Consider the following 11812-nt stretch of genomic DNA (forward strand, 5'->3'; position numbering starts at 1 on the left):
ATGATCTGGAAACGTCATTTATCCCTCGACGAACTGAACGCCACCAGCGCCAACACCATGGTGGCGCATCTGGGCATTGTCTATACCCGTCTCGGGGATGAGGTGCTGGAAGCGGTGATGCCGGTGGATGCGCGCACTCATCAGCCGTTCGGCCTGCTGCACGGCGGCGCGTCGGCGGCGCTGGCGGAAACTCTGGGTTCGATGGCCGGTTTTCTGATGACCCGCGACGGGCAGTGCGTGGTGGGCACGGAGCTGAACGCCACGCATCACCGCCCGGTATCGCAGGGCAGGGTGCGCGGCGTTTGCCAGCCGCTGCACCTCGGACGGCAAAGCCAGAGCTGGGAAATCGTGGTGTTTGACGAGCAGGGACGGCGCTGTTGCACCTGTCGGTTAAGTACGGCGGTGATGGGGTAGTTTTACCCCATCACCAGCGCCGCTTACAGCATCGACACAATCCGCTTCAGCAGCCTGATACGCGGCTCGATGGAAGCGATATCCAGCCATTCCGCCGGGCTGTGAAAGCCCGCGCCGACCGGGCCTAAGCCGTCCAGCGTCGGAATGCCGAGCGCGGCAATATGGTTGGCGTCGCTGCCGCCGCCTACCGCCTGCCAGGTCACCGGAATGCCTTCTGCCGCACCCGCCTGTTCCACCAGCGCCATCAGCGCGGCGGTACCCTCGCTTGCCGCCATCGCCGGTTTGTAGTTCACGCGCGTCAGGGTGGTGGTCACACCGTCAAGAAAACCTTCAGCGCACAGCGCTTCCAGCCGGGCGTGGACGCGATCGTATTCGCTGTTTTCCCAATAGCGCAGATCCAGCTCGGCGGTGGCATGGTCGGCCACTACATTAGACGCGCTGCCGCCGCTGACTACGCCGATATTCAGCGTGGTGCCGCGCGGCATATCCGCCAGCGCATTAATGGCGATCACCGCATTTGCCAGCGCGGTGATGGCGGAGCGGCCTTTTTCCGGATCGTTACCCGCATGGGCGGCGACGCCGCTGAAGGTCAGTTGATAACCGGCCAGCCCTTTACGCGCTTTCACCAGCGAACCGTCGGCGCGCGCCGCTTCGCACACCAGCACCACCCGCGCGGTGCTTGCCAGGCCGCTTAACCAGGCTTCCGAATGCACCGAGCCGGTCTCTTCGTCCGGGTTCATCGCCACCGCAATGCTCAGGCGATGTTTATCGGCGGCGGGCAGTTCGCGCATCGCCTGGAGAATATTCAGCAGCCCGCTTTTCATGTCCGAGACGCCAGGCCCGTACAGGCGGCTGTCGTCGCGGCTCATCGGGCGTTGGGCGACTGTACCCGCCGGAAACACGGTGTCCATATGGCCGACCAGCAGGACATCATAATGGGTGGCCTGCGGCTGATTGGTCACCAGCAGTCCCGGCCCTACCGCAGTGCCGAGATCAACGGTAGTCACATGCCAGCCTTCCTGACGCCACAGCGCCGCCAGTCTGTCGGCGACCTGCGCCACGCCCTGCACGCATTGCGTGCCGCAATCGACGTTGACCAGGCTTTCCAGTTCAGCAATATAGTGTTCGATATTCATAAGACATCCTGTTCTAGATAATGATACGCATCAGTAACATAGCGATGAAGGCGTTGATAACCGAGATAACGATCATCAGCGGAATGCGGCGGGCGCTGGTGCCAATCACCCCGAGAATGCGCCCGAGGTACTGTACCTGCGATCCCATCAGATAAATGGCCGGGGCCATGATCGCCAGATGTTCGCCGGTGATAATGCCCTTATCGAATAAGCCGATGGCGACGCCAATTCCGCCGCCCATCGACATCCAGCCGCCGATCAGCACCGCCGCCGCTTCCCCCGGCAGCCCGAACAGCCCCATCAGCGGCGAGAAAATCAGCCCGAGTCCCTTCAGCGCGCCGGTGATCTCCAGCGCTTTGATGATGATAAACGCCATCACCACGTTAGGCAGTGTGCTGGTGGTGGCGATATTCCAGCCCTTGCGCGCGCCTGCGACAAACACATCGGTAATAACGGGATTAGAGGTCGGGTGGCTCATTGTGCAGCTCCTTGCGCGGCGCTTTTTTTCTGCGTGAAGCGGATAAACAGGCGCATCAGGTTCGCGCCGACAATTTTCATAATAAACATCACCAGGATACACATGCCGATAGAGGTGGGTACAGCGGTGCTGCCATCGGCGGCGATGAGCGTAAAGAGAATGGCGCCTGAGGAGAAAAAGTTGGTGATCATCGCTCCGGCGGAAAACTGGAACATGGCGAACACGTCTTTTTCGTTTTCATCCAGCTGACCTTCATCCGCCAGATTACGGGTTAAGGACGCCCCGACGTCAGTGCTTTGCAGGCTGCCGATTAGCGCCAGCCCGGTGGTGCCAGGCAGCCCCAGCAGCGGGCGCAGCAGCGGCGTGAGCAGACGGCGGGCGGCGTTCAGCGCGCCGTAATGCTCCAGCACGTTAATCATCCCCAGCGCAAACATCACCGCCGGGATCAGCCCAAGGGCGAACAGAAAGCCGTCCATCGCCCCGTTACCGCCGACGCCGCGAAAGGCGCTGGTGGTGGTTTTCAGCGTTTCGCCGTTCTGGCTGACGCCGGACACCACTTTGCCAAAAGCGCCGTTCAGGGTGGTGAAGTCAAACACCCCGTACCACTCTTTACCGCCCAGCAGCCCTGAGAAAAACACCGCTGCAAAGGCCAGCGCGAAGTAGGCCACGGGACCCGGTTTACGATCGTCTGGTGTTACATCCATTTGCTTCTCCTTGATTAAATAAATCCTCACAAACTTAACGGATTATCCGTGATGGGCCGGGCAAAAACCGTGAAGCAAGCCGTTGACTCCTATAGAAAATTGCTAAAAAGCCATAAATCAGAATAACGACCGAGGTTGTACCAGCTGGCGGGGCGGGCGGAATGTTACGCCGGATCTGAAACGCGGCGGCTGTTGCAGCCTGACGACCTGCGCAGAGTGATCGCCGTAACACTGTGGAGTAAATAGGCGGGGCTGACAGGCGTTTTTAAGGTTTCAACATTGTTAAAAGCAGGCGGTTGATATAGATACAAAATGTAACATCTCTCTGTCTCAGCCAACGGATACCGATTATGCAAAATTCAGGGAAATACCTCATATGGGCCGCGCTCTCTGTTGTTGGCGCCTTCGCCCTGGGCTATATCGCATTAAACCGTGGTGAACAGATCAACGCCCTGTGGATTGTGGTGGCGGCGGTCTGTATTTATCTGATTGCTTATCGTTTTTATGGACAGTATATCGCCCGCACGGTGCTGGCGGTGGATGCCACACGTATGACGCCCGCGGTGCGGCATAACGACGGTCTGGACTATGTGCCGACCGATAAAAAAGTGCTGTTCGGTCATCATTTTGCGGCCATTGCCGGGGCAGGGCCGCTGGTGGGGCCGGTGCTGGCGGCGCAGATGGGCTATCTGCCGGGGATGATCTGGATCCTCGCAGGCGTGGTACTGGCGGGTGCCGTGCAGGATTTTATGGTGCTGTTCGTTTCCACGCGCCGCGACGGACGATCCCTCGGCGAGCTGGTGAAAGAGGAGATGGGGCCGACCGCCGGGGTGATTGCGCTGGTGGCGTGCTTTATGATCATGGTGATCATCCTCGCGGTGCTGGCGATGATCGTGGTGAAAGCCCTCACCCACAGTCCATGGGGGACTTACACCGTTGCCTTTACCATTCCGCTGGCGCTCTTTATGGGGATCTATATCCGTTATCTGCGTCCGGGACGTATTGGCGAAGTGTCGGTGATTGGCCTGGTGTTTCTGGTGTTCGCTATCATCTCCGGCGGCTGGGTGGCGGACAGTCCGACCTGGGCGCCGTACTTTGACTTTACCGGCGTGCAGCTGACGTGGATCCTCGTGGGCTACGGCTTTGTGGCGGCGGTGCTGCCGGTGTGGCTGCTGCTGGCGCCGCGCGATTACCTTTCCACTTTCCTGAAAATCGGCACCATTGTCGGGCTGGCGATTGGCATTCTGATTATGCGCCCGACCCTGACCATGCCAGCGCTGACGAAATTTATCGACGGCACCGGGCCAGTGTGGACGGGCAACCTGTTCCCGTTCCTGTTTATTACCATTGCCTGTGGCGCGGTGTCCGGCTTCCATGCGCTGATCGCTTCCGGCACCACGCCGAAAATGCTGGCGAATGAAAATCAGGCCTGTCTGATCGGTTACGGCGGCATGCTGATGGAGTCGTTCGTGGCGATCATGGCGCTGGTGTCGGCCTGTATTATCGATCCGGGCGTCTACTTCGCGATGAACAGCCCGATGGCGGTGCTGGCACCGGCGGGGACAGCCGACGTAGTTGCATCGGCGGCGCAGGTGGTCAGCGGCTGGGGCTTTAGTATTACCCCGGAAACGCTCACGCAAATTGCTAATGAAGTGGGCGAGCAGTCGATCATTTCCCGGGCGGGCGGCGCGCCGACTCTGGCGGTGGGGATGGCGTATATTCTGCACGGCGCGCTTGGCGGCCTGATGGACGTGTCATTCTGGTATCACTTCGCCATCCTCTTTGAAGCGCTGTTTATCCTCACGGCAGTGGATGCCGGAACGCGCGCCGCGCGCTTTATGTTGCAGGATCTGCTGGGGGTGATAAGCCCGGGGCTGAAACGTACCGATTCGCTGCCCGCCAACCTGCTGGCGACGGCGCTCTGCGTGCTGGCATGGGGGTACTTCCTGCACCAGGGCGTGGTGGATCCGCTGGGTGGTATCAATACCCTGTGGCCGCTGTTCGGCATCGCTAACCAGATGCTGGCGGGGATGGCGCTGATGCTCTGCGCGGTAGTGCTGTTCAAAATGAAGCGTCAGCGTTATGCGTGGGTGGCGCTGCTGCCGACCGCCTGGCTGCTGATCTGCACCCTGACGGCGGGCTGGCAGAAGGCCTTCAGCCCGGATGCGAAAGTGGGCTTCCTGGCGATCGCCAACCGCTTCCAGGGCATGATCGACAGCGGCAACATTCCGGCGCAGTACACCGCCGCACAGCTGCGTCAGCTGGTGTTCAACAACCGTCTCGACGCCGGGCTGACCATCTTCTTTATGATGGTTGTGGTGGTGCTGGCGTTTTACTCCATTAAAACCGCGCTGGCGGCGATGAAGGTCGATCGTCCTACTGCTAATGAGACGCCGTACGAGCCGATGCCGGCAAATGTCGATCAGATTGTGACGCAGGCGAAAAGCGCGCACTGATGCGGTAACGCCCGGCGCTCTGGTAAGAGTGCCGGGCCAAAATATCCTAACGGAGTCACTATGTTCGATACGCTTTCTAAAGCCGGAAAATACCTGGGCCAGGCCGCGAAGCTGATGATCGGCGTGCCTGACTACGATAACTACGTTGAGCACATGCGCCAGAACCACCCCGATCAGCCGCCGATGACCTATGAAGAATTTTTCCGCGATCGGCAGGACGCGCGCTACGGCAGCAAAGGCGGCGCGCGCTGCTGTTAAGATCAGCGGCTGAGATTTTCCACTTTTTCAAAGGCCGCACGCAGGGAGGCGGGCGTCACCGGCACCGGTAGCGCGTGGATGGATTCCACCGGGCGCAGGGTGTGGACGATCACTTTATCCAGTTCGGCGGCGTTGTGAATATCCACCTCCAGTTGTGCCAGGGTGGTGGGCAGGTTGAAACGTTTATAGGCGGCGATGAGCTGCGCCAGTACCTCGTCCTGGCCGAGCAGGGCGCTCTGCACCAGAATGCCGTAGGCGACTTTGGTGCCGTGCAGGTATTTCTCGGTTTGCGGCAGCACGGTCAGCCCGTTATGCACCGAATGCGCCGCCGCCACGCGGGTATAGCGCTCGCCCAGGCCGCCCACCATGCCGCCGCCGGCGATGATGGCGTCCACCACATCGCGAAACGCCTGCGTCACCTCGCCCCGTGCCTGATCCGCCAGCGCCGCTTCACTGCTTTCCAGCAGCACATCGCGGATCGCCAGCGCGCCGTTGATGCCAAGCCGTACCGTCAGCGGCAGGCTTTCCGGTTCAGGGGCCAGCACCACCGCTTCATACCACTTCGCCAGGGTATCGCCGATGCCTGCCAGCAGATATTCCGCCGGGGCGTCAAGAATGATCTGCGGCTCTACCAGCACAAGGAAATTGGCGTCGTCGAAAATCTCAAAATGCAGCGCCTGTCCCGCGTCGTTATACCAGACGGAGAGCGGCGTCCAGGCCGCGCAGGTGGCGGCAATGGTCGGAATGGCCACCACCGGCAGCGCCAGACGACGTGCCACCGCTTTCACGGTATCCAGCAGCGCACCGCCGCCGAGGCCTATCACCACGCTGCGATCTTCTCCCGACTGCGCCACCAGCTCCGCGACATCGCGCTCGCTGCAATGGCCTTTAAACAGCAGGTGCTTTGCTCCCGGCGTATGAAAGCTTTCCGGCAGGTACGGCGTGGCGGCGGCGATGGCACGTTCGCCGTAGATCCAGACCGCGCGGGAAAGCTGTTCGGGGGTATAAAAATCATGCAGGCGCGCCAGACTGCCGGCGTGGGAATAGTAGTTGGCGGGGCCGGGTACGACGCGAATATCGGTGTTGCTCATGAGTGTGTCCTTGTGCGTGATCGCTAACCTGATGTTATGTCTGGACATCCGGATGGCTAATAATATTTTGCTTTATCTTATGCCTTTTCCGTAGTTGTCAGTCAAGCCGCGCTGTGAAAAATTCATGAAATCAATCTATTAATGACAGGGATCTCCAGCGAATGAGCGTTAACCATCTCGACATGCGCGCCATCACGCTCGCCTTTGCCGGTGTCAGAGCGCTGTCGCAGGTCGATTTTACCCTGCGCGGCGGCTCGGTTCATGCCCTGACCGGGGCGAACGGCGCGGGCAAATCCACGCTGATGGCGGTGCTGTGCGGCACCCACGAGCATTACGAAGGGGAGATCGCCATCAATAACCAGGTGGTGTCCATTCGTTCGCCCCGCGACGCAAAACAGTTGGGTATTCATCTGGTGCAGCAGGAAGTGGACGTGGCGCTGATCCCCGGCCTGTCGATTGCGGAAAACATTATGCTCGACCGGCTGGCGGAGCCGGGCCATGCGTATCACTGGTCGAAAGTGCGTCAGCAGGCGCGTGCTGCGCTGGCGCAGCTGGATATAACTCTGGACGTGCGACGCCCGATTGACAGCTGCACGCTGGCCGAAAAACAGCAAATTTTGCTGGCGCGCGCCCTGTCGCACCGCTGCCGTTTTTTGATCCTCGATGAACCCACAGCCCCCCTCGATCAGCACGAAAGCGAGCGGCTGTTTGCGGTGGTCAAACGCCTGCAACAGCAGGGGATCGCCGTGGTGTTTATCTCGCACCGCATTCATGAACTGAAAGCCATCTGCGACACCTTCACGGTGCTGCGGGACGGCAGGCTGATCGAATCCGGGCCAATGGACAATCTGCGCGGCGAGGAGATCGTCGAGAAGATGCTGGGTCATGAGCTGAGCGATATTTACCCGCCGAAACGCGCCCGCCACAGCGACGAGACCTTGCTGCGGGTGGAGGGGCTGCACGATGAAGGCCTGTTAAAAGACATCTCCCTGCAGCTGCGCAAGGGCGAGATTTTAGGCATTGCCGGGCTGGCGGGCGCAGGCAAAACCGAGCTGTGCAAGGCGCTTTTCGGCGCCAGCAAAAGCCGTATCACCCGCGGGGAGCTTAACAGCCAGCCGTGGAAACCGCGCGATCCGGCGGACTCTGTACTGCGCGGCATCGCGCTGGTGCCGGAGGAGCGCCGCAAGGAGGGCATTTTCATTGACGAATCGATGAGCATGAATCTGGCGGTCAGCGCAGACAACAGCTTCTCCCGGGGCGGGATCTTCAGCCATCGCAAGGCCTGGCGCTGGGCGCAGGAGGTGATCGCCCGCACCGGCGTGCGCACCACCGGACCAGCGCAACTGCTGCGGCGGCTTTCCGGCGGCAATCAGCAGAAAGTGGCGATTGGCAAATGGCTGCGCGGTAACGCGAACGTACTGATTTTTGATGAGCCGACCAAAGGCGTGGACGTGAAAGCTAAAACCGATCTGTTTCAGCTTATCGACGGCCTGGCGCGGGAAGGGAAGGGCGTGATCTACGCTTCCGGCGAGTTCGCCGAGCTGGTGGGACTGTGCGACCGCATCTGCGTGTTGTGGGACGGCAAAATCGTGGCGGAGATCGCCGGGGCGGACGCCCGTGAAGAGACATTACTTTATTATTCGACCGGAGGTACGGCGTCGTGAGCAAGGCCCTTTCAGTGAATGCGACGGCATCGGGCCGTCAGCAGTTTTTCGATTTTCTTTATAAATGGGGCATGTTGCTGACCGTGGTGGTGCTGATCGCCGTGTTTGGCCTCGCCTCGGATAACTTCCTCGATCCGTTCAACATCATCAATATTCTGCGCTCCATTGCCATTGTCACGGTGATCGCCATCGGCGTGTCCATTTCCCTCACCGTGGGGGGTTTTGACCTGTCGGTAGGATCGACGGCGTCGCTGGCAAACGCGCTGGTGATTTCGCTGTTTGTCTGGCACGGATTTGGCACCACGGAAGCCATTCTGGTGACCCTGGCGCTCTGTACGCTGGTGGGGCTGTTCAACGCCTTTCTCATCGTCGTGCTGCGTATTCCCGACATGCTCGCCACGCTCGGCAGCCTGTTCGTTATTCAGGGTGTGGCGATGACGTACAGCTACGGCGGCTCGATCACGCAAAACATGCTGCTGCCCAGCGGCGAAATGGCGGAAGGGCTGATCCCGGAGAGTTTTGCGCTGCTCGGCCAGGTGCCGGTGATCGTCATCATCATGCTGGTGGTCACGGTGCTGGCGCAGCTGGCGCTGTCGCTGACCACACATGGTCGCCGTATGTACGCCATCGGCGGCAACCCGGAAGCGGCGCGCCTTTCCGGCATTCGCACCACGCGCTACAAAGTGGCGGCCTATGTGATTGCCTCGCTGCTGGCCGGGCTGGGCGGGATTTTACTGGCCTCGCGCATTGGCTCCTCGCAGGTAAACGCGGGCGGCGGCTATCTGATGGATGCGGTGGCGGCGGCGTGGATCGGCTTTTCGCTCGCGGGCTCCGGTAAACCTAATGCGCTAGGTACGCTGGTTGGCGCGGTCATCCTCGGCGTGCTGTCGAACGGGCTGGTGATGCTGTCGGTGCCCTATTACGCCATGGACATTATTAAGGGGCTGGTGCTGGCCGGCGCTCTTGCACTCACTTATTTCCAGCGCCGTTAATTCATTATTCAGGGGAAACAGAGATGAAAAAATTTGCACTGTCACTGCTGGCGCTGGGCTTACTGAGTTCAGTACCGGGTTATGCCGCCACGCCTGCGCCGGTTCCGGCCGCCATTGCTAATCACGACGGCCCGATCCGTATTGCGGTTATTCGTAACCTTGGCTCCGACGATAACACGACGCAGTTTGTCTCCGGGGCGCTGACGGAAGGCAAAAAGCTCGGCTTTAAAATCAGCACCTTTTTAAGTAACGGCGATGACGCGAAGTTCCAGGACTTTGTGAACCAGGCCATCAGCCAGAAATACGACGGCATTATTCTCTCTCAGGGGCGCGACCCTTATTCCACCGATCTGGTGAAAAAAGCGGTGGACGCAGGCATTGCGGTGTCGGTATTTGATACGGCGGTAAAAGGGGAGATCCCGGGCGTGACCGTTACCCAGCAGGATGACGCCTCCCTGACGGATCTGTCGTTTGGCGAACTGGTGAAAGACTTCAACGGCAAGGCGAACATCATCAAACTGTGGGTAGCCGGTTTCCCGCCGATGGAGCGTCGCCAGGCGGCCTATCAGGAACTGCTGAAGCAGCATCCGGGCATCAAAGAGCTGGAATCCATTGGCGCGGTGTCGTCGGACGTACAGGGCGATACCGCCAACAAAGTAGGCGCGGTGCTGGCGAAATACCCGAAAGGGCAGATCGACGCCATCTGGGGCACCTGGGATGCCTTCAGCCAGGGCGCATATAAAGCGCTGAAAGAGAATGGCCGTACCGAGATCAAACTCTACAGCATCGACATCTCCAATCAGGATTTACAGCTGATGCGTGAGGCGGGCAGCCCGTGGAAAGTGAGCGTGGCGGTGGATCCGAAGCTGATTGGCGCCACCAACGTGCGGCTGATCGCCAATAAGATCGCCGGTGAGAAAACGCCTGCCACCTATGACTTTAAAGCCGCCGCCATTCCGCAGGCGCTGCTGGCGAGTCAGCCGGGCAATGTTAACGTCGCGGCGCTGGGCAAAATTATTCCGGGCTGGGGCCAGACGGAAGACTTTATTGCGCCGTGGTTTGCGACGCTTGCAGCGAAGCAGAAGTAATATTGTTCTTGCCCGGTGGCGCTAGCGCTTACCGGGCCTACAAAATCCCATGACCGACATCATGTAGGCCGGTGCAAGCGCAGCGCCGCCCGGCGAAATGGCAACATCGTAACAAGGAAACAACGTGGCTTCTCATTTACCCACTCCCGACTACAGCCGCAATATGCGCCTCATTGGCCACAGCGATCAGGGCGGTCGACCGGACGGGGTGCAACTGATGGTGCATCGCGGCTATGCGTATATCGGCCATATGGTGTCGCAGGGCTTTTCCATTGTGGACGTGCGCGATCCTGCCAACCCGAAACCCGCCGGTTATATCCCTGCGCCGCCGGGCACCTGGAACGTTCATTTACAGGCGCACGACGATTTGCTGCTGGTGATCAACGCCCGCGATCTGTTCGCCGACGCGCGTTTTGCCGATGAAAAGGTCTATTACAGCCGTCCGGTAGGCGAGACAGTGCGCGATGTACAGGACAAAGGCTGGAGCGCCGGGCTGCGCATTTTTGATATTTCCACACCCGACAAACCGCGTGAAATCAGCTTCCTGTCGCTGAACGGCATCGGCATTCACCGCATCTGGTACGTGGGCGGGCGCTGGGCTTATGTCTCGGCGCTGATCGACGGTTTCACCGATTACATTTTCCTGACTATCGATCTGGCGGACCCGCGCAAACCAGAAGTGGCCGGGCGCTGGTGGTTACCTGGGATGTATCAGGCGGCGGGGGAAACTCCGCAGTGGCCGGAAGGTAAACGCTACGCGCTGCATCACGCCATTATTGCCGGCGATACCGCCTATGGCAGCTGGCGCGACGGCGGGCTGACGCTACTGGACGTGAAAGATCGCACCCGGCCAACGCTCATCAGCCACCGCAACTGGAGCCCGCCCTTTGGCGGCGGTACGCATACCGCGCTGCCGTTACCGGACAGAGATCTGCTGGTGGTGCTGGATGAGGCGGTGCTCGACAATCAGGAGGATGGCGAAAAGCTGATCTGGCTGTTTGATATTCGCGAGCCGTCAAATCCGGTGAGTATTGCCACTTTCCCGCAGCCAAATGAAACTGACTACGTGGCGAAGGGCGCGCACTTCGGGCCGCATAACCTGCATGAAAACCGGCCTGGCAGCTTTGTCAGCTCGACGCTGATCTTTGCCACCTACCAGAATGCTGGCGTGCGGGCCTACGACATCTCAGATCCGTACCGTCCGGTGGAAACCGGCGCGCTGGTGCCTGCCGCCCCTGCCACCATGATGGACACCCGGCCCGGACGTCCGCAGGTGATCCAGTCCTGCGACGTGTTTGTCGACGCGGCGGGGATTATTTATAGTACGGATTATAACGGTGGATTATCGGTGATCGAGTATCTCGGTTAGTGAAACGATGAATAACTGAAATATAATTTTTCAAAAAAGTACAATGTTACTAATATATGCCCAGTTAATTATTTTATTGGGCATTTCCTTATGTTTTTAAGGTAAGAGTTATTGGTTTTAGTCAATTCTTATCAAAGTGAAAGCTTGCTGCTTTTATTTATT

At 59.5% G+C, this 11812-nt stretch carries 11 protein-coding genes; 7 read left to right on the forward strand and 4 right to left on the reverse strand.

The window, feature by feature from the left end; all coding sequences use genetic code 11:
- Positions 1-414: a proofreading thioesterase EntH gene (gene entH / locus ACQUTD_RS15500; RefSeq protein ID WP_072569261.1), complete on the forward strand. Its 414-nt coding sequence runs from the start codon at positions 1-3 to the stop codon at positions 412-414.
- A 23-nt stretch (positions 415-437) separates the two neighbouring features.
- On the opposite strand, the gene ACQUTD_RS15505 is transcribed toward entH, so the two are convergent.
- Genes ACQUTD_RS15505 through ACQUTD_RS15515 form a run of 3 tightly spaced genes read right to left on the reverse strand, consistent with a single transcriptional unit; the run spans position 438 to position 2732 of the window.
- Complete coding sequence (locus ACQUTD_RS15505; RefSeq protein ID WP_473277054.1) at positions 438-1550, reverse strand: M20/M25/M40 family metallo-hydrolase; 1113 nt, start codon at positions 1548-1550, stop codon at positions 438-440.
- 13 nt (positions 1551-1563) lie between these two features.
- Positions 1564-2028, reverse strand: a complete 465-nt coding sequence (locus ACQUTD_RS15510; RefSeq protein ID WP_072569259.1) for a YjiG family protein — start codon at positions 2026-2028, stop codon at positions 1564-1566.
- Positions 2025-2732 carry a nucleoside recognition domain-containing protein gene (locus ACQUTD_RS15515; RefSeq protein ID WP_072569258.1) on the reverse strand — a complete coding sequence of 236 codons (708 nt, stop codon included), beginning with the start codon at positions 2730-2732 and terminating at the stop codon, positions 2025-2027. The genes ACQUTD_RS15510 and ACQUTD_RS15515 overlap by 4 nt, the downstream gene beginning before the upstream one ends.
- Before the next feature lie 350 nt (positions 2733-3082).
- Between ACQUTD_RS15515 and cstA the strand changes: the two genes are divergently transcribed.
- Together cstA and ACQUTD_RS15525 are read left to right on the forward strand one after the other, a co-directional pair.
- Positions 3083-5188 (forward strand): pyruvate/proton symporter CstA, encoded by a 2106-nt coding sequence (gene cstA / locus ACQUTD_RS15520; protein WP_473277057.1) that lies wholly within the window; start codon positions 3083-3085, stop codon positions 5186-5188.
- 60 nt (positions 5189-5248) lie between these two features.
- Positions 5249-5446 carry a YbdD/YjiX family protein gene (locus ACQUTD_RS15525; RefSeq protein ID WP_072569256.1) on the forward strand — a complete coding sequence of 66 codons (198 nt, stop codon included), beginning with the start codon at positions 5249-5251 and terminating at the stop codon, positions 5444-5446.
- Positions 5447-5448: 2 nt separating this feature from the next.
- On the opposite strand, the gene ACQUTD_RS15530 is transcribed toward ACQUTD_RS15525, so the two are convergent.
- The gene (locus ACQUTD_RS15530) at positions 5449-6537 is read right to left on the reverse strand and encodes an oxidoreductase (protein ID WP_072569255.1); all 1089 of its coding nucleotides are present in this window, start codon (positions 6535-6537) and stop codon (positions 5449-5451) included.
- 161 nt (positions 6538-6698) lie between these two features.
- On the opposite strand from ACQUTD_RS15530, the gene ACQUTD_RS15535 reads away from it, so the two are divergent.
- From ACQUTD_RS15535 to ACQUTD_RS15550, 4 genes are all read left to right on the forward strand, one after another.
- Positions 6699-8201 (forward strand): ATP-binding cassette domain-containing protein, encoded by a 1503-nt coding sequence (locus tag ACQUTD_RS15535; RefSeq protein ID WP_473277058.1) that lies wholly within the window; start codon positions 6699-6701, stop codon positions 8199-8201.
- Positions 8198-9193 (forward strand): ABC transporter permease subunit, encoded by a 996-nt coding sequence (locus tag ACQUTD_RS15540; RefSeq protein WP_473277059.1) that lies wholly within the window; start codon positions 8198-8200, stop codon positions 9191-9193. The genes ACQUTD_RS15535 and ACQUTD_RS15540 overlap by 4 nt, the downstream gene beginning before the upstream one ends.
- A 23-nt stretch (positions 9194-9216) precedes the next feature.
- Complete coding sequence (locus ACQUTD_RS15545) at positions 9217-10281, forward strand: sugar ABC transporter substrate-binding protein (RefSeq protein ID WP_318376463.1); 1065 nt, start codon at positions 9217-9219, stop codon at positions 10279-10281.
- A 163-nt stretch (positions 10282-10444) separates the two neighbouring features.
- Positions 10445-11650, forward strand: coding sequence for an LVIVD repeat-containing protein (locus ACQUTD_RS15550; RefSeq protein ID WP_473277138.1), 1206 nt, complete (start codon positions 10445-10447; stop codon positions 11648-11650).
- Positions 11651-11812: the final 162 nt, after the last annotated feature.

The sequence above is a fragment of the Enterobacter sp. K510 genome (assembly GCF_055804875.1).

What these genes read in the sequence shown, in the direction of transcription:
- entH (WP_072569261.1), top strand. Translation starts at nt 1, where the DNA reads ATGATCTGGAAACGTCATTTATCCCTCGACGAACTGAACGCCACCAGC.
- ACQUTD_RS15505 (WP_473277054.1), bottom strand. Translation starts at nt 1,550, where the DNA reads ATGAATATCGAACACTATATTGCTGAACTGGAAAGCCTGGTCAACGTC.
- ACQUTD_RS15510 (WP_072569259.1), bottom strand. Translation starts at nt 2,028, where the DNA reads ATGAGCCACCCGACCTCTAATCCCGTTATTACCGATGTGTTTGTCGCA.
- ACQUTD_RS15515 (WP_072569258.1), bottom strand. Translation starts at nt 2,732, where the DNA reads ATGGATGTAACACCAGACGATCGTAAACCGGGTCCCGTGGCCTACTTC.
- cstA (WP_473277057.1), top strand. Translation starts at nt 3,083, where the DNA reads ATGCAAAATTCAGGGAAATACCTCATATGGGCCGCGCTCTCTGTTGTT.
- ACQUTD_RS15525 (WP_072569256.1), top strand. Translation starts at nt 5,249, where the DNA reads ATGTTCGATACGCTTTCTAAAGCCGGAAAATACCTGGGCCAGGCCGCG.
- ACQUTD_RS15530 (WP_072569255.1), bottom strand. Translation starts at nt 6,537, where the DNA reads ATGAGCAACACCGATATTCGCGTCGTACCCGGCCCCGCCAACTACTAT.
- ACQUTD_RS15535 (WP_473277058.1), top strand. Translation starts at nt 6,699, where the DNA reads ATGAGCGTTAACCATCTCGACATGCGCGCCATCACGCTCGCCTTTGCC.
- ACQUTD_RS15545 (WP_318376463.1), top strand. Translation starts at nt 9,217, where the DNA reads ATGAAAAAATTTGCACTGTCACTGCTGGCGCTGGGCTTACTGAGTTCA.
- ACQUTD_RS15550 (WP_473277138.1), top strand. Translation starts at nt 10,445, where the DNA reads ATGCGCCTCATTGGCCACAGCGATCAGGGCGGTCGACCGGACGGGGTG.